The following is a 16,940-nucleotide window of genomic DNA, read 5'->3' as shown; positions in this document are numbered from 1 at the left end:
GTATCATATCCAATTTCGGTAAAACTGCACCAGCGCCTTGGCAAGGTCCGGCCGGGCGGCCTGTTCCGCGCACCAACGACGGGCGTGCAACGCCAGTTCATCCCAGTGCGGCAACAGCTGCTTCCATGCCAGGCCCATGTCCCGGTCCATGTTCCAGGCCCGCCACAGCTCCACCAGTGCCGCCGCAGCGCTGGGCTCAAGGCCCTGGGTGTAGCGATCGAGAAAGGCTTCGAGTTTTTCCCAGTGGGCATACTCTTCCTGCACATAGATGTGCCAGAGCAGCGGCTGGCCGGCCCATTGCGCGCGGACGAAGGAGTCTTCGCCACGTACTGCGTTGAAATCGCAGCTCCACAGCAGCCGGTCGTAGTCGTCCTGGCGGACGAAAGGCAGGATCTGCACGGTCAGGGCGCCGCGCCTGTGGATATCTCCGACGGCAAGGTTATCCACAGCCAGCCAGGTTTTCACGTCACCCAGGATTCGCCCTTCCGGTACCAGCACGTGGTTGGGCCGGGCGTCCTCGGCGAGGGCATCGAACCAGCTGGCCAATCCGCCATTTTCGTAGGCAAACAGCGAAATCAACCGGGCATCGGGCTGAAGGGTAATGCCCATGTCGCGCAGAAACACCTCTCGGTCGAACGCTTCGCGCCTTTCCAGTAGATCGCCCTCGCGCAGCAAGCCACCGGTGCGCTCGGTAAACCCGGGGAAAAAGAACACCTTGCGCAAACCGTTCGGCTGCGGCGATGGCAGGCCGTGACAACCTTCCACCCAGTCTTCGGCGCTGAGGTAGTCCAGGTTCAGCCATAGCACCGGGCTGGCGCGCTGTGTCATGGCCTCGATATAGGCCGTCGGCAACTGGCAGGCGAAAGCGCCGATCACCACATCGGCCACCTCCTCCACGTGCCACTGCGCCTCCCAGTGGCGAACCTCGACCCCTTCGCAGACCTGGCACAGGGCCTCGACATCCGCCTCCGGATACAGGCGCACGAAGGCCTTGGGCTCATCCACCCAAAGCCGCACCGTCAGTCCATGTTCGGCAACCAATTGCCGGGCCAGGCGCCAGGTCACACCGATATCACCGTAGTTGTCGACGACGCAGCAGAAGATGTCCCAGGTCGGTTTCATGGCAGGTCCTCTTGCACCGCGAACGAATAATCGTCAATTGTCCGGATTATCGGCTCCAGACAAAAGATCCATCGTGCGACAATCCCGTCCCTTTCCTGGCCAGGAGGCTTTCATGTCCTACCGAACCCGTCCGCGTTCATTCAAGGTTTCAGCCAAAATCCTGCCGCTGGCGCTGGGTGTCGCCCTTGGCCTGTGGCTGGGCTTCATCGCTATCGGCCTGACCCTCTGGGGTATCTGGCAGTTCGTGCCGCAAGTGCGCGAACCAGTGGCCTCGGTGATCAGCCAGCCGCTCACTGCGCCGGCGCCGGCACAGCCGCCGGCCGCTCGCTATCCGGGCGCCCAGGAGCAATCGCCGGAACAGAATCGGATGTTCGAGCAGTACCAACAGGCCTTGCAAACCCGGCAGGTCGAGGACGCCTTCGACAGCGCCGAGAAAAATCCACGCAACCTTTCCAATCCCAGATGCCAGTTCTGGCTGCAACAGAACCGCACTGCACCCACCGAGAAAAGCCGGGCCAATGTTCTTGAATTCTGCCGCTGAACCCGACAAGCGAACGCTGTTGCACGCCATCGTCGAGCGTCTGGACGTCGACCTGGACATGATCCGGCGCGCCGCCCAGACCGCCTACGAAGCCGCTACTGCGGAAGAGAACATCGCCGAGAACAAATACGACACCCTTAGCCTGGAAGCCTCCTACCTGGCGACCGGACAAGCCCGGCGCATGGAAGAGATCCGTCAGGCGCGCTCGGCCTACCAACAGCTGAGCTTGCGCGATTACGACGCGCAACGCGGCATCCAGGTGAGCAACCTGGTGCTGCTGGAGGATCAGGACGGGCGCCGGCAGTGGCTGTTTCTCGGGCCCGAGGCAGCGGGACTGAAGATTGGCGAAGGCGATGGGCTGGTGACGGTGATCACCCCGCGGTCGCCGTTGGGGCAGCAGTTGCTGGGCAAGTTCGAAGAGGATGAACTGAATCTGGTGGTGGGGAATGGGCGGCAGGCATTGGTCGTTATTTCCGTGAAATAGAGGCCCGGAAGAGCACCTTGAATTCGCCATCAGCCCAACGCATCGAACCGCCCCGCCAAGCCCTGCACCACAAACTGCTCCATCAGGAAATCCACGAACACCCGGGTCTTCCCCGGCAGCAACCTGTGCTGGGCGTAGTACAACGAAATATTGCCGTCATCCACGTACCAGTCCGGCAGCACCCGCCGCAGGCTGCCGCGCTGCAGATATGGTACGGCAAACGGCATGCTCACCAGTGCCACACCCAAGCCCTGCTCCGCCGCCGCGCAGGCCGCTTCGGAATCGCTCATGGTCATGCGCTGGCGCAGGTTCAACGGACTCTGCTCCTGCCAGCGACTGGTCAGCGGCCATGAGCGTACCCGTCCGGTCTGCGGCGAGCGGATCAGGATACCGTCGGCCCTGGCCAGATCCTCCGGCGTGCGTATTTCGCCGCAGCCCTCCAGGTAATCCGCCGACGCCACCAGGATCCGGTGTGCCGGCGCCAGCTTCCTCGCCACTACCCCGGGCGGCAGTTCGAAACCGCCGCCGATGGCCGCATCGAAACCCTGCGCAATCAGATCCACCTGACGATTATCGAAGTGCCAGTCCGGCGTGATCGCCGGATAGCGCCGCAGGAAATCGCCCAGCATCGGCAGGATATACAGGCGCCCGAACACCGTGCCCATGCTCACCTTCAAGGTCCCCGCCGGTTGCCCTTCAGCGCTTGCCAGGTTGGTTACGGCGTGCTGGATGGTCTGGAAGCTGTCACGCACCTCGGCAAGAAAACGCTGGCCGGCCTCGGTCAGGGCCAGGCTTCGGGTACTACGCTGGAACAACCGCACACCCAGGCGCGCTTCCAGCCCGGCGACGTTCTTGCCCACGGCCGCAGGCGTCAGGCTCAGGCGTCGCGCGGCTTCGGCAAAGCTGCCAACTTCGGCACTGCGGATAAAACACTCGATGCTGGTGAAGGTTTCCATCGGAGATTCCATACCTAGGGTTTATTCAGACTATAGCGATTACCGGCTTATCGAGTGGTAATCACAGGCAGATACTCGGTTCCATTCACAAGGCATCCGGCCTTGTTCCTTCGGAGCATCAAGCATGTCGACCCAACACAACCTCAGCGGCAAAGTGGCATTGGTCCAGGGCGGCTCGCGCGGCATCGGCTCGGCCATCGTCAAACGCCTGGCCGAACAGGGTGCCGCAGTGGCCTTCACCTACGTCAGTTCACAGGACGTCGCCGAACAGCTGCAGAACGAGATCCGCCAGGGTGGCGGCAAGGCCCTGGCACTGAAAGCCGATAGCGCTGACGCCGCCGCCGTGCAGCAAGCGGTGGACCTGGCCGCCGGGCACTTCGGTCGCCTCGATATCCTGGTCAACAATGCCGGAGTCCTGGCGCTTGGCGATGTCGCCGAGTTCAGCCTGGAGGATTTCGATCGCACGCTCGCGGTCAACGTGCGCAGCGTCTTCGTCGCTACCCAGGCCGCGCTTCGGCATATGGGCCAGGGCGGGCGGATCATCAATATCGGCAGCACCAATGCCGAGCGCATGCCGTTTTCCGGCGGCGCAACCTACGCGATGAGCAAATCGGCACTGGTCGGGCTGACCCGCGGCCTGGCACGCGACCTTGGCCCGCGTGGCATCACCATCAACAACGTGCAGCCCGGCCCGGTAGACACCGACATGAACCCGGCCGACAGCGAGTTCGCCGACACCCTGATAGGGCTGATGGCGATCGGGCGCTACGGTCATGTCGAGGAAATCGCCGGTTTCGTCGCCTACCTGGCGGGCCCGGAAGCGGCCTATATCACCGGCGCCAGCCTGACCATCGACGGCGGTTTCGCCGCCTGACAGTCACCGCGCCGCCAGATGCCGTTCCAGCAAGCGGATAAAGGCACTGGCGGCCGGGGTCGGGGTCTTCGACCAGATGGCATACACATGACGCACCGGCGCATCGCTGACCGGCAGTACCTTCACGCGCTGGAACCCGGCGGCCACCCGCTCTGCCACCAGCCCCAGGGCGAGGCCGCGCTGGACAAATTTCTCGATCAGGTTGGTGGTTCCCACCTCGAACTGCACCCGGTGACGCAGGCCGGCGGCGGTAAAGGCTTCGTCGGTCTGGCGCCGTGCACCGGTGCCTGCCTGGAAGTCCACCAGCGGCTGGTCCTCCAGTTGCGCCAGTGACAAGCAACTGTGGATAACCAAGCGATGCTCCAGCGGCAGCACTGCCACCAGCTCCTCCCTGGCCAGCAGGCGATGCTCGACCCCGTCCAGCGATTCCCCCGGCCAGACACCGATGAAAGCCACGTCCAGGCGCCGCTCGCGGACATCGCCGATCATCAGCTCGCTCTTGCCCATCAACCAGCGGATATCCACCTTCGGGTACTCACGGTGAAAGCCGGCCAGCAGATCGACCAGGTCCAGTTCGGTCAGCGAACTGATCTCGCCGATGGACAAGCGCCCGCGCACTTCACCGGTAGCGGCGGCCACCTCGTCGGCAATCCGCCGCGCCGCATCCAGGGCAATGCGGGCATTAGGCACGAAGGCCTCGCCGGCCGGGGTCAGCCGAACCCGGCGCGAACTGCGCTCGAACAACCGGGTGCCGAGCTGTTCTTCCAGTTTGGCGATCTGATGGCTAAGCGCCGATTGCACCACGTGACAACGCTCGGCGGCGCCGGTGAAGCTGCCGGTTTCGGCAACGGCCAGGGCGTATTCGATCTGCTTCAGATTCATTCATCCATCTGCTTTCGAGATTGATCCGATGACAACTATGCATTGGCGTCATGCTAGTGCATTTCCCATACTGACGGCTCTTGAAAGGAGGCACCCATGAGTTCCACACCCGTCCTGAGTCGCGCCCTGATCCTGCTCATGGCCACCGCCACCGGCCTGGCGGTGGCCAGCAACTATTACGCCCAGCCCTTGCTGCACAGCATTGCCGAACACTTCGGCCTGAGCACCGCCAGCGCCGGCTGCATCGTCATCGCCGCCCAGCTCAGCTATGGCGCCGGCCTGTTCCTCCTGGCGCCGCTGGGTGATTTGTTCGAGCAGCGCCGCCTGATCGTCAGCATGATCAGCATTGCCACCATCGGCCTGTTGATCAGCGCCTTTTCCCCAAGCCTGCCGTGGCTGCTGCTGGGCACCACGCTCACCGGCCTGTTCTCTGTGGTGGCCCAGGTGCTGGTGCCGATGGCCGCCGGACTCAGCGAGCCGAGCGAACGCGGCCGGGTCGTCGGCACCCTGATGGGCGGTCTGCTGCTGGGCATTCTTCTGGCCCGCACTGCCGCCGGTTTCATGGCCACCCTCGGTGACTGGCGCAGCATCTATATGCTCGCCGCCGCACTCATGGCCCTCAGCGCCATTGCCCTGTATCGCGCACTGCCGCAACGTCAGCAGCATGCCGGCCTGGCCTATCCGGCGCTGATCGGCTCGGTGTTCCGGCTGTTCGCCGAAGAGCCGGTGCTGCGGCTTCGCTCATTGCTTGGGGCAATTTCCTTCTGCCTATTCGCCCTGTTCTGGACGCCCCTGGCGTTCCTGCTGAAGGCCGAGCCTTACCAGTATTCCGATGGCGTAATCGGACTGTTCGGCCTGGCCGGTGCCGCCGGCGCCCTGGCCGCCAACTGGGGCGGACGCCTGGCCGATAAAGGCAAGGGTGCGCAAGGCACGACCGTCGGTCTGCTGGTGCAGTTGCTGTCCTGGATACCCCTGGCTTTCGCCCCGACCTCGCTGGCGGCATTGCTGGCCGGTGTGCTGTTGCTCGACCTGGCCGTGCAATTGGTCCACGTCAGCAACCAGAACGCGGTAATCGCCCTGCGCCCTGAAGCGCGCAACCGTCTCAATGCCGGCTACATCACCTGCTATTTCATCGGTGGCGCCAGCGGTTCGCTGCTGGGTACCCAGTTGTTCCAGGCCTGGGGCTGGAACGGCATCGTTATCGCCGGGCTGGGGATCGGCGTCGTCGGCCTGCTGGTGTGGTGGCTGGGGGGCAACAAAGTGATGCAGGTCAGAACCGTCTGACGGATGTCCTACCCTCCGTCGCCTGGCGATTGACTTGGGGGTGTCCGGGGGGCTGAGTAAGCGCTGGTCAACAAGCCCTCTCAACCTGGATTACCCCTATGACAAGACTCACGGTTCAATCCGGCGATTTCTTGCAAGGTGAAGGCGAGTACCGCAATGGATCGCTCACACTCAAGACCGCCGCGAGCCCGTCACCGGGCGAAAAAATCGCGCTCTCACGCATCAAGGAAATGAAGGTCGCCAATCAAGAGACCAGCCGCAACCTGGGCAGCGCCCTTGGCTGGGGCTTCGCCGGTTGCCTGATGGCCGGCCCGCTGGGCCTGCTCGCCGGGCTCTGGCTGGGCAGCAAGGACGAGGAAATCACCTTTCTTGCCACCTTCAAGGATGGCCGCAAGCTGCTGGCGGTGACCGACGGCAAGACCTGGTCGAAACTGGACGGCAACTGGCGCCGCCGCACGCAGCCGCGGCAGCTATCGAACTCCTGAGCCCGGCATCCTGCCACACCGCTCATCCTCTGCAATGACATGGCAAATCGGGGCACCGCAACGCGGTTGCCCCTGCTAAGATTGCGCCCGCGCCAGCACGCCCTGGCGCAGTGCCATCCCCCTCGCCCGTGCCTTCCTCTCGCCGTACCGGGTCTTCAGCCACCGGCAACTCCGAACGACAACGGTGTGCCCGCTGTCGGCCCCCAAGGAGTTTTGCCGCATGTCCTTGCACCGCCCGTGCCTGCCGCTCAGCCTGCTCACCGCCGGCCTGGCCCTGAGCAACCCGTACGTCTTTGCCGAAGACAGTGTCGTCCTCGATCCGCTGAACGTATCCGACACCAGGGATGAGGGCTATCAGCCGCGTCAGGCCCAGGTGGCTGGATTCTCTTCCGCACCGCTGCTGGATACCCCGGCCTCGGTCTCGGTGTTCACCGAACAGCTGTTGCAGGATCGCCAGGTGCGCCTGCTCAGCGAAGTGCTGCAAAGCGATGCCTCGGTGGGCGAGTCCTACGCGCCGATCGGCTACTACGAAAACTTCAATGTGCGCGGCTTCAGCCTCGACGCCGCGCACAGTTACAAGATCAACGGCCAGACCATCACCGGCGAGCAGAATGTGGCGCTGGAGAACAAGCAGCAGGTGGAATTGCTCAAGGGCCTGTCCGGGCTGCAAAGCGGCGTGTCGGAACCTGGCGGGCTCATCAACTACGTGACCAAGCGCCCGGAAGACGTGCGTTCGCTGACCTTGTCCAGCAACGAGCAGGGCGAGCGCTATATCGCCACCGACCTCGGCGGCTGGTTCGGCAGCGAACGCCAGTTCGGCCTGCGCGCCAACCTGGCGCACGAGGATATCCGCAGCTATGTGGACCATGCCGACGGCCAGCGGGACTTCGCCTCCCTGGCGTTCGACTGGCAGATGAGTCCGAACGCGCTGCTGCAACTGGACGTCGAGTACCAGAACCGCGAGCAATATTCGGTGCCGGGCTATCAGTTGCTGGGCGGCACCAGCCTGCCGCATGGTATCGACCCGAAGGACCGCCTGGCCTGGCAGGACTGGGCGCACCAGGTGAAGAGCGATTCGCTGAACCTCGGCGGGCGTTTCGAATACCGCTTCAATGACGCCTGGACCGGGACATTGAGTGCATCGCGCAGCCGGGTGGTAATCGATGACTACAGCTCGTTTGCCTGGGGTTGCTACGGTGCGGCCAGTTGTCCTGGCCTGGGCAACACCTTCAGTCCCGACGGCGACTACGACATCTACGACTACCGCAGCCCGGACGACACCCGCCGCACCGACGAAGCCCAGGCCACCCTTGTCGGCCGCTTCGACGCCCTCGGCGTGAATCATGAACTGACATTGGGCTCCAGTGCACAACGGCGCACCGTCGATCAGCGTCCGACCTTCAACGAGTGGGTGGGCACCGCCAACATCTATCAAGCAACCCCGGCCTTCGATCCGGCACCAGGCAGCCCCGGCCATACCGAACGACGCCTGGACAGCCGCCAGTACGGTGTGTTTTTCAGTGATCGCATCAGTTTCAACGAACAATGGCAGACAGTGATCGGCGCCCGCGAAGTTCGCCTGGACGAAGAAGCCTTCGCTGAAGACGGTGTCTCGAACCGGCACACGCGCCAGTATGAGTTGCTGCCCAACGCTGCGCTGATCTACAAGCCGCGTCCGGACCTGTCCCTCTACACCAGCTACAGCAAGGGCCTGTCGTCCGGCGGCACCTCACCGTGGTTCGCCTCCAATGGCGGGGACATCCTCGCCCCGACCACCTCCCACCAGATCGAGCTGGGAATCAAGCGTGACTGGCAGCGCATGAGCTTCAGCGCGGCGCTCTTCCAGTTGCGCCAGGCCTACCAGTATGCCCGGCCCGACGGCGCCGGGAATTTCACCTACGTGCAACAGGGCCAGCAGAAGAATATCGGCCTGGAACTGGGCGCCAGCGGCTGGGTGACCTCGGACCTGCAGATCAATGCCAGTATCGCTGCCACCCGCGCGCGGGTCGAAGACAGCGGCACCGACGCCTACGACGATCACCAGGCCCTGAACGTACCGCGCCTGCGCGCGGCCTTGCAGGCCGACTACAGCATTCCCGGCGTACCCGGCCTGGCCCTGCTCGGCGGCATGCGCTACAGCGCCAGCAAGTACGCCAACCACGAGGGAACCGTGGAAGCCGGTGGCTATACCGTATTCGACCTGGGCAGCCGCTACAGCACGAAGATCGCCGGGTATGACACGGTGCTGCGCCTGACTGTGGATAACGTGTTCGACAAGCGCTACTGGCGGGATGTGGGGGATTACCTGGGGGACAACTATCTGTTCCAGGGGGCGCCGCGGACGGCGCGGGTTTCTGCTTCGGTCAGTTTCTGATTCTCGGGCTCCGGGAGCCCCATCGCATATAAGCTTGGACCTTTGGCCTGGACCTGAAAAATGCTCAACTCAATTCAAATACTCAGAGCAATAGCGGCCTGGATAGTGGTGTTCCACCACTATCAGCAGGTCGCGTACAACTTCTCGCTCACAGATCCGCTTTCCGTTGCCCTTCACCGATATGGTGCAATAGGTGTCGATCTGTTTTTCGTCATCAGTGGATTCGTCATCTTTCTGTCGACTACCGGAAAATCACCAGCCCCCCTTGAATTTGCGGTCCACCGGCTGGCGCGAATCGCTCCCGCCTACTGGATCTTCAGTTCAATCACGGCAGTCGTACTGATATACGCTCCTGGTGTCATTCCCCTGACCCTGTTCGAGCCGGCGTTCTTCGTCAAAAGCCTGCTGTTTCTTCCTACCGCCAATCCTTCGGGCATAGGTTACTTTCCGATCGCCACTGTCGGCTGGACACTCAACTACGAGATGGGCTTCTATTGCGTCTTCTGCGCGTCGCTTTTCCTGCCTAAAAAATACCGCATCGCCTCGCTTTTTCTTGGAATCATCGCACTTCGGAAAGTACTTCCAGAGTTTGGAGGCGCTTTCGAGTTCTACAAGAGCAAAATGGTCTATGAGTTTCTCTTCGGTGTGACGCTGGGACTGCTGTACCGACGTGGCCTCTTCAACGCAATCAAACCTTGGGCAGCCATCAGCCTGTTGGCCTTATCCCTGTATCTGGTTTTCAAGTCGCAGCAGGTCGAACACGACCCATGGAAGGCTGGTATTCCGTGTGCGCTGATCCTGCTAAGTGCGGTTTCACAGGAACATCTAATGAAAAAAGTGAAAGGACTCAACGCCCTGGGCAACTGGTCATACTCGACCTACCTCTGCCATATCCCCATCATCAGCGTTTTGGTCGCGGTGCAGAACCATTACGGGTTGCCCCCCGCCGTGACAGTGGTCGGCTCGGTCGTTCTCATTGTCTTGGTCTCTGCACTGAGTTACCGAGTGATAGAACGACCGATTGCAAGGTTCATGAAAAAAAACCACTCACGGGAGCCTGGCAGCGCAACGCTCAAGACCGAATAATTCACGGGCCTGGCTGAGCGATGGTGAGCCGATGCCTTGGAGCATAGGCCCACTACGCCAGTCTGCCTTTCTGCACACACAAATGAAAAAGCCCCCGGAAACTCACGTTTCCAGGGGCTTTTCGGTACATCGAAAGTGGCGGTGAAGAAGGGATTCGAACCCTTGATACAGTTTCCTGTATACACACTTTCCAGGCGTGCTCCTTCAACCGCTCGGACACTTCACCGGATCTCTTCAAGCAGTTCAGCCTGTCGAGGCGCGCTAATTTAGTCGAAACCTTTTCACTTGGCAAAGGTTTTTTTCAGAATTTTCAGATATTTATGCCAGAGCCTGGAAAACGGTAGGTGAAATGGCAATTTGGCCAATCCCTGCCCTGCTTTGTCCGGCCTTTCAGGCGATTTCCCGCCGGACGGGCCCGGGAGCGCGAAGGGTGACCGCATGGTCAGTCATCGTGCTTTACCTGACCGCAGTGGCTGGGTAACGTCTTGCCACTTTCCCGCCACTTCTCCTTGCAAGGAATTCCGTCATGAGTGAGCTGATCAACTACCACCTCGACGATGGCATCGCGACCCTCACCTTGAACAACGGCAAGGTCAATGCCATCTCGCCCGACGTGATCGCCGCCTTCAATAGCGCGCTGGACCGCGCCAAGGAAGACCGCGCCGTGGTCATCGTCACCGGCCAGCCCGGGATCCTGTCCGGGGGCTACGACCTGAAAGTGATGACCTCCAGCCCGCAAGCGGCGATGGCACTGGTCACCGCCGGATCGACCTTGGCCCGGCGCTTGCTGTCCCACCCCTACCCGATCATCGTCGCCTGCCCCGGGCATGCCGTGGCCAAGGGTGCCTTCCTGCTGCTTTCGGCCGACTACCGCATCGGCGTAGAAGGCCCGTTCAGCATCGGCCTGAATGAAGTGCAGATCGGCATGACCATGCACCACGCAGGCATCGAGCTGGCCCGTGACCGCCTTGGCAAGGCGGCTTTCCATCGCTCGGTGATCAACGGCGAGATGTTCGACCCGGCCGGAGCCGTCGAGGCGGGCTTCCTCGACAAGGTGGTGCCCGCCGAGCAACTGGCCGAAACCGCATTGGCCGCCGCCCGCCAGTTGAAGAAGATCAACATGAACGCGCACAAGAACACCAAGCTAAAAGTGCGCAAGGCCCTGCTGGAAATCCTCGACGACGCAATCATTCGCGACCAGGAACACTTCGCCTGAATTCAAGGCCGGACACCTCCTGTCCGGCCTTTCCCGCCACGCTGCCGAACAGTCCGTTTGCCGCCACCGGGGTACACCCGTACACTGCCTCGCGTTTTGTCGAGTGAGTCGTACGATGCTCTTTCTTCCTCGCATGCTCCTGCTGGGTATCCATTTCATCCTGGTGGGCCTGATCGGCCTGGTCATTGGCCTGTGCCGCCCATTCAACCCGGACAATAGCCGTCTCTATGCGCGCCTGTACGCCTGGCCGGCGAGCTGGCTGCTGCGCCTGGAGATCAAGGCCGAGGTGGGACCGCTGTTCGACCAGCCCCCGGGGTGCGTGATCGTTGCCAACCACCAGTCCAATTTCGACCTGTTCGTTCTCGGCCATGTGGTGCCGCCGCGCACCGTCTGCATCGGCAAGAAGAGCCTCGGCTGGATTCCGCTGTTCGGCCAGTTGTTCTGGCTGGGCGGCAACGTGCTGGTTGACCGCAGCAATGCCTACCAGGCGCGCCGTGCCCTGCAAACCACCAGCCGCACCCTGCAAAAAGATACGTCGATCTGGATCTTCCCCGAAGGCACGCGCAATCCCGGCGAGGTGTTGAAGCCGTTCAAGAAAGGCGCGTTCCATATGGCCATCGATGCCGGGGTGCCGATCGTACCGGTGTGCGCCAGCCGCTATGCACGACGCCTGAACCTCAACGGCTGGCGCAAGACCCGGGTGGAAATCCGCTCGCTGCCGCCGATTTCGACCACCGGCATGACCCAGCAGGACATCCCGGCACTGATGGAGCAATGCCGGGCCCAGATGCAGGCGTGCATCGACCTGATGGAGCACGAGCATCGGCACGGCTGAGCAGTTGCCGTTTCGTCGCGGTCAGACCAAGCTGTCTGACACGTTAAACGAAGGATTCGCACAACCATGGGTCGAGTCGTAGCAGCAGCGGTTTACAGTGCCGGGCGCAAGGTCACCAATATCAGCATCGACGAAGGTGCCGAATGGGCGCGCAAGCCGGGGCACTTCGTGTGGATCGGCCTGGAGGAGCCCAACGCCCAGGAACTGGCCAACCTGCAATGCCAGTTCAACCTGCACGAGCTCGCAATCGAGGACGCCCTGGAAAAACATAGCCGGCCGAAACTGGAAACCTTCGGCGACGCGCTGTTCATCGTCACCTATTCGCCAGTGCGCCAGGACGGCAAGCTGGAGTTCATCGAAACCCACATCTTCGCCGGCAACGGCTACATCATCACCTGCCGCAACGGCCATTCGAAGTCCTACGCCCTGGTGCGCCAGCGCTGCGAAGCGCGACCGCTGCTGCTGGAACATGGCGAGGACTTTGTGCTCTATGCGCTGCTGGACTTCGTCACCGAGAACTACCAACCTGTCAGCGAAGCCATCCATGGCGAGATCGAGGAACTGGAGCGCAACGTGCTTTGCGCTTCATTGGTGGAAGAGGACATTCGCCGCCTCCACGGCCTGCGCCGCGACATCCTGCGTCTGCGCCGCTACGTGGCGCCCATGGTGGAAATCAGCGAGGAACTGCAGCGCCTGGCCTTCCCCTTCATCGACAAGAACATGCGCCCGTATTTTCGCGATGTGCAGATTCACGTCACCCGGCAGATGGAGGACCTGGCAGGCATTCGTGACCTGGCCAGCCAGACCATCGAGATCGGCATGTTGCTGGAGTCGTCACGCCAGAGCATCGTGCAGCGCAAGTTCGCCGCCTGGGCGGCGATCCTCGCGTTCCCCACGGCCATCGCGGGGATCTACGGCATGAACTTCCAGAACATGCCGGAGTTGAGCTGGCACTACGGCTATTTCGCCGTCCTGGGAGGAATCGCGCTGGGCTGCACCGCGCTGTACAGCAGCTTCAAGCGTTCTGGCTGGCTTTAGGCTGGGCGACGAAGCGCATCATCCACTCGGCGACGGTCTGGCCCTGGTGCTCGATACCCAGGCTGTCGATGCCTTTGCGGTAGACCTCGGCGCCCAGGTGCTCCTGGCGCAGGTCGAGCAATGCCCGGGAATAGTCGTGGATGAATTCCGGATGGCCCTGGAAGCACAGCACCTGGTCGCCGATGTGATACGCGGCATAGGGGCAGAAATCGCTGGAGGCGATCACCGTGGCGTTCTCCGGTAGCGCGGTGACCTGGTCCTGGTGGCTGATGAGCAGGGTCAGTTCTTCCACCTGCGGGCTCATCCATGGCGCACGCGCCGCCATCACGTAGCGGTGGGTGCCGACGCCCCAGCCCTGGGTGGCGCGTTCGGTCTTGCCGCCGAGCAGCAGCGCCAGCAATTGATGGCCAAAGCAAACGCCGAGCAGCTTGTCACCACGCTTGTAGCGATCCAGCAGGAATTCCTTGAGCTTGCCAATCCACGGATCGTCGCCGAACGAATCGGCCTTGCTGCCCGTCACCAGATAGGCATCGAAGACTTCATCCTCCGGGGGATAATGGCCGTTCATCACGTTATAGACGCTGAACTCGGCGGCGATCGGCTGGCGGGTAAACAGTTGCTCGAACATCCGTCCGTAGCCCTGGTATTGCTCGACCAGCTCGGGTCGCAGGACGTCGGTTTCCAGGATGCAGATGCGTAGCGACATAGACTTGGCCCTGAACGACAGTGGTGAAAAAACACGGATGCAGCCTGCCGCGATTATTGGTATCAAGCAAGTATTCCCTCGGACGAACGGTCATTTCCTTGCGAGTCGTACGTGTAAGCGGCGCATGTGTCTAGTCAGGCGCATCGTACGCAGATGGCAAAAGGCCTCATAAGCGAACGGTCTTTCGCTACCAAAGTACAGACGAAAGCGTTCTAAATCGGCGGTAACGTTGCAGCATCCCAGGTTGTATACCCATTGATAGCAGGTCCGAAACGAGAGCCCGCAGAGGCTTCCACCGGACCGGAGACAGGGACGCCATCCGGCTTGCAGGAATAACAACAAAAAGGCAGACAGCCATGTTCAAACAACACAAGGTACGTCAGGCAGGACTCATTCTGTTCGCCACCACACTGCTGCTGATCCTGCCCAACCTGACACGCCTGTTCGGTTGAGCGATCGTCATTCAGTGTCATCCAGGCTCTGGTGTATGCTGCCGGCCTCACTGGTCGGAGATTGGTCCATGCGTCTTTGCCTCATCTTCCTGCTTGCCCTGGCGAGCCTGCCACTGCATGCCGCGCAACTGAAGCTGGAACTGGGCACCACCAGCAAGCAGTGGGACAGCGACGCCCTGCTCAAGCATCCGCAGGCTCGGGATATTCGCATCGATGAGGATGTTTCCTACAAGAAGGCCATGAACTACCGCGCCGTGCCCCTCGCCGCGCTGCTGGAGGGCATCAAGCCCGATGACCACCTGCAGGCCGTGGCCCTCGATGGTTTCGCAGCGGAAATGCCCGCAGCGCCATTGCTCGAAAACGGCCCGGCACAAGCCTGGATCGCGGTGGAAGACCCTGCAAGACCATGGCCAGCGCTGGGCCAGGACAAGCCGGGCGCCGGCCCTTTCTACCTGGTCTGGACTAATCCCAAGGCCGGCAATATCAGCCCTGAACAATGGCCTTATCAGATCGCCACTATCCGCCGCCTCGAGCCGGTCGCCGTGCGCTTTCCCGCCATGCTTCCGGCCAGCGACGCCAGCGCCACGGTGAACCGGGGCTTTGCCCTGTTCCAGAAGAACTGTCTGGCCTGTCATCGCCTCAACGGCGCCGGTGACGCCCAGTTCGGCCCTGACCTGAACCGCCCCTACAACCCCACCGAATATTTCCGCCCCGAATTCCTCCGGCGTTATATCCGCAATCCGCAAAGCTTGCGCCAATGGCCGCAGGCGCGCATGCCGGAGTTCACCGTCGAAGCCCTGCCCGACGCCGATCTCGACGCCCTGCTCGCTTATCTTTCGCACATGGCCAAGCGCAAATCCTGACCCCTACTGGTTGAACCCCGAGGTCACCAGCACATTGGCGTGCATCTGCTCATAACCGCCACCCCGACGCATGCCGCGCACCGGACAGGCATCCAGGTAATCCAGGCCTACCGCCAGCTTCAGGTGCCGCTCCGGCACGGCGAGCTGGTTGGTGACATCGAAGCTGTACCAGGCGTCGTCCAGCCAGGCCTCGGCCCAGGCGTGGCTGGCCATGTGCTGGTTGTCATTGTCGAACAGATAACCCGAGACGTAGCGCGCCGGCACCTGCAGGCTGCGGGCACAGGCGATGAAGGTGTGGGCGTGGTCCTGGCAGACTCCGGCTGCGCCGGCGAAGGCCTGGGCGGCGCTGGTGTCCACGGCGGTGGCACCGGGCCGGTAGGCGATATGGTCGTGCAATGCCTCCATCAGGCCGATCAAGGCACCGCGATCCCGGTATTCGCCACAATGCCGGACAGCGAAGGCGCGCAAGGCTTCGTCGGCCTCGGTCAGGCGCGTCGAGCGCAGGAATGGCAGGGGTGAATGGCTGTCCTGCTCGGCTTCCAGGTCGGGGTCGATCTCGACCTCGCCCCGCGCCGCGATCAGCAGGTCGGCATGGGGTTCTTCCAGGCTGAGCACGTGCAGGATATTGCCGAACGGATCGCGTCGTGCCTGCACGGGGCGCGGCAGGTCCAGCTGCCATTGCAGCACGCGCTGGCGCTGGTTGTCCGACGGGGTCAGGCGCAGGTACTGGATACTCGTACGCACCTGGTCTTCATAGTGATACGCGGTTTCGTGGCTGATTGTCAGTTTCATACGACCTCCAGGTAGGCGCTGTGAATGGCGTTGCCCAATTCGCGCACCAGCGGGATGTAATGGTTCAACCAGGGATGCAGGCCCTGGGAAAGGACTTCATCGATCCCGGTATAGCGCAGCCGGGCATCCACCTCCGCTGCAAGGCGCTGGGCCGGGCGGCCGTTGGTACCGTGCAGGCTGGCGAGGATCTGGTCGATTTCTTCGGTACAGGCCCGCAGCGAACGCGGCACATCGGCGCGCAGCAGCAGGAGTTCGGCCACATGGCGTGCCGTGGGCGCATCGCGGTAGATCTCGGTATAGGCCTCGAACGAGGACAGCGCGCGGAGCAAGGCGCTCCACTGGTAATAACCACGGGCGGAGCTGTCGCTGACGGCCTCGGCCGCCTCGCCAAACATCTCGTAGCGGGCATCGAGCAGGCGCAGGGTGTTGTCGGCACGCTCGATGAAGGTCCCGAGGCGGATGAAGCGGAAGGCATCGTTGCGCATGATGGTGCCGTAGGTGGCACCCCGGAACAGGTGCGAGCGCTCCTTGATCCATTCGCAGAAGCGGCTCATACCGTAGCGCCCCACGCCCTGCTCGGCGATACCACGGATCTCCAGCCAGGTGGCGTTGATGTTCTCCCACATGTCGGCGGTGATCTTGCCGCGTACCGCATGGGCGCAGGCCCGCGCGGCGCCAAGGCAGCTATAGATGCTCGCCGGGTTTTCCGGGTCGAGGGCGAAGAAATGCAACAGGCGCTCGGCGTGGAGCTGGCCGTGGCGCTCCAGGTAATCGTCCAGGGTGCCGGTGATGCGCAGGGCCAGGGTCATTTCATCGAGGCCGTCGCCGCGCCCGTCCTGGGGCATCAGCGACAGCGAATAACTGACATCGAGCATGCGCGCGAGGTTTTCCGCGCGCTCCAGGTAGCGCGACATCCAGTACAGGTCGGAAGCGGTTCTGCTGAGCATGGT

Annotated in this window: 17 protein-coding genes and 1 tRNA gene; 11 read left to right on the top strand and 7 right to left on the bottom strand. The window is 62.4% G+C overall.

Translation table 11 applies throughout. The features are described 5' to 3' along the window. Positions 1–3 precede the first annotated feature (3 nt). Entirely contained in the window at positions 4–1,122 is a 1,119-nt protein-coding gene (earP, locus tag ACKLLE_RS07525) for an elongation factor P maturation arginine rhamnosyltransferase EarP (RefSeq protein ID WP_420057487.1), read from the bottom strand. Positions 1,123–1,234: 112 nt separating this feature from the next. Here earP and ACKLLE_RS07520 point away from each other — a divergent pair, with 112 nt between their 5' ends. Beyond that, complete coding sequence (locus ACKLLE_RS07520; RefSeq protein ID WP_420057486.1) at positions 1,235–1,663, top strand: hypothetical protein; 429 nt, start codon at positions 1,235–1,237, stop codon at positions 1,661–1,663. Further along, positions 1,641–2,147, top strand: coding sequence for a GreA/GreB family elongation factor (locus ACKLLE_RS07515; RefSeq protein WP_420057485.1), 507 nt, complete (start codon positions 1,641–1,643; stop codon positions 2,145–2,147). The genes ACKLLE_RS07520 and ACKLLE_RS07515 overlap by 23 nt, the downstream gene beginning before the upstream one ends. A 29-nt stretch (positions 2,148–2,176) precedes the next feature. Here the strand turns inward: ACKLLE_RS07515 and ACKLLE_RS07510 are convergent, their stop codons facing one another. Then, positions 2,177–3,103 (bottom strand): LysR family transcriptional regulator, encoded by a 927-nt coding sequence (locus tag ACKLLE_RS07510; protein ID WP_064304901.1) that lies wholly within the window; start codon positions 3,101–3,103, stop codon positions 2,177–2,179. 124 nt (positions 3,104–3,227) lie between these two features. Here ACKLLE_RS07510 and ACKLLE_RS07505 point away from each other — a divergent pair, with 124 nt between their 5' ends. Further along, positions 3,228–3,977: a 3-oxoacyl-ACP reductase family protein gene (locus ACKLLE_RS07505; protein WP_420057484.1), complete on the top strand. Its 750-nt coding sequence runs from the start codon at positions 3,228–3,230 to the stop codon at positions 3,975–3,977. Between the two features lie 3 nt (positions 3,978–3,980). Here ACKLLE_RS07505 and ACKLLE_RS07500 read toward each other — a convergent pair whose 3' ends face one another. Then, complete coding sequence (locus ACKLLE_RS07500; protein ID WP_279898065.1) at positions 3,981–4,859, bottom strand: LysR family transcriptional regulator; 879 nt, start codon at positions 4,857–4,859, stop codon at positions 3,981–3,983. A gap of 96 nt (positions 4,860–4,955) precedes the next feature. On the opposite strand from ACKLLE_RS07500, the gene ACKLLE_RS07495 reads away from it, so the two are divergent. From ACKLLE_RS07495 to ACKLLE_RS07480, 4 genes are all read left to right on the top strand, one after another. After that, positions 4,956–6,143 carry an MFS transporter gene (locus ACKLLE_RS07495; protein ID WP_420057483.1) on the top strand — a complete coding sequence of 396 codons (1,188 nt, stop codon included), beginning with the start codon at positions 4,956–4,958 and terminating at the stop codon, positions 6,141–6,143. A 98-nt stretch (positions 6,144–6,241) separates the two neighbouring features. Continuing rightward, the gene (locus ACKLLE_RS07490) at positions 6,242–6,628 is read left to right on the top strand and encodes a hypothetical protein (protein WP_420057482.1); all 387 of its coding nucleotides are present in this window, start codon (positions 6,242–6,244) and stop codon (positions 6,626–6,628) included. Positions 6,629–6,848: 220 nt separating this feature from the next. Further along, entirely contained in the window at positions 6,849–9,002 is a 2,154-nt protein-coding gene (locus tag ACKLLE_RS07485) for a TonB-dependent siderophore receptor (RefSeq protein ID WP_420057480.1), read from the top strand. Positions 9,003–9,062: 60 nt separating this feature from the next. Beyond that, positions 9,063–10,088, top strand: coding sequence for an acyltransferase family protein (locus ACKLLE_RS07480; RefSeq protein WP_420057479.1), 1,026 nt, complete (start codon positions 9,063–9,065; stop codon positions 10,086–10,088). Positions 10,089–10,224: 136 nt separating this feature from the next. Here the strand turns inward: ACKLLE_RS07480 and ACKLLE_RS07475 are convergent. Beyond that, a tRNA-Ser gene (locus ACKLLE_RS07475) sits at positions 10,225–10,314 on the bottom strand. Positions 10,315–10,614: 300 nt separating this feature from the next. Between ACKLLE_RS07475 and ACKLLE_RS07470 the strand changes: the two genes are divergently transcribed. The 3 genes from ACKLLE_RS07470 to ACKLLE_RS07460 all read left to right on the top strand — a co-directional run bounded on the left by ACKLLE_RS07470 (position 10,615) and on the right by ACKLLE_RS07460 (position 13,177). Next, a complete protein-coding gene (locus ACKLLE_RS07470) occupies positions 10,615–11,304 on the top strand; it encodes a crotonase/enoyl-CoA hydratase family protein (RefSeq protein WP_064304906.1) in 690 nt (229 codons plus the stop codon). 115 nt (positions 11,305–11,419) lie between these two features. Next, complete coding sequence (locus ACKLLE_RS07465; RefSeq protein ID WP_064304907.1) at positions 11,420–12,139, top strand: lysophospholipid acyltransferase family protein; 720 nt, start codon at positions 11,420–11,422, stop codon at positions 12,137–12,139. A 66-nt stretch (positions 12,140–12,205) separates the two neighbouring features. Then, entirely contained in the window at positions 12,206–13,177 is a 972-nt protein-coding gene (locus tag ACKLLE_RS07460; protein WP_064304908.1) for a magnesium and cobalt transport protein CorA, read from the top strand. Here ACKLLE_RS07460 and ACKLLE_RS07455 read toward each other — a convergent pair. Next, on the bottom strand, positions 13,155–13,883 hold the full coding sequence (locus ACKLLE_RS07455; protein WP_064304909.1) for an amidotransferase: 729 nt from the start codon (positions 13,881–13,883) through the stop codon (positions 13,155–13,157). The genes ACKLLE_RS07460 and ACKLLE_RS07455 overlap by 23 nt on opposite strands. 520 nt (positions 13,884–14,403) lie before the next feature. On the opposite strand from ACKLLE_RS07455, the gene ACKLLE_RS07450 reads away from it, so the two are divergent. Continuing rightward, positions 14,404–15,198: a c-type cytochrome gene (locus ACKLLE_RS07450; protein WP_420057478.1), complete on the top strand. Its 795-nt coding sequence runs from the start codon at positions 14,404–14,406 to the stop codon at positions 15,196–15,198. A 3-nt stretch (positions 15,199–15,201) separates the two neighbouring features. On the opposite strand, the gene ACKLLE_RS07445 is transcribed toward ACKLLE_RS07450, so the two are convergent. Together ACKLLE_RS07445 and ACKLLE_RS07440 are read right to left on the bottom strand one after the other, a co-directional pair. Further along, positions 15,202–15,990 carry a transglutaminase family protein gene (locus ACKLLE_RS07445; RefSeq protein ID WP_420057477.1) on the bottom strand — a complete coding sequence of 263 codons (789 nt, stop codon included), beginning with the start codon at positions 15,988–15,990 and terminating at the stop codon, positions 15,202–15,204. Then, entirely contained in the window at positions 15,987–16,937 is a 951-nt protein-coding gene (locus tag ACKLLE_RS07440; protein WP_420057476.1) for an alpha-E domain-containing protein, read from the bottom strand. The genes ACKLLE_RS07445 and ACKLLE_RS07440 overlap by 4 nt, the downstream gene beginning before the upstream one ends. Positions 16,938–16,940 lie beyond the last annotated feature (3 nt).

Source organism: Pseudomonas bharatica (assembly GCF_048586865.1).
In the GTDB taxonomy this organism is placed as follows: domain Bacteria; phylum Pseudomonadota; class Gammaproteobacteria; order Pseudomonadales; family Pseudomonadaceae; genus Aquipseudomonas; species Aquipseudomonas bharatica.
This window is presented reverse-complemented; position numbering and strand designations above follow the sequence as displayed.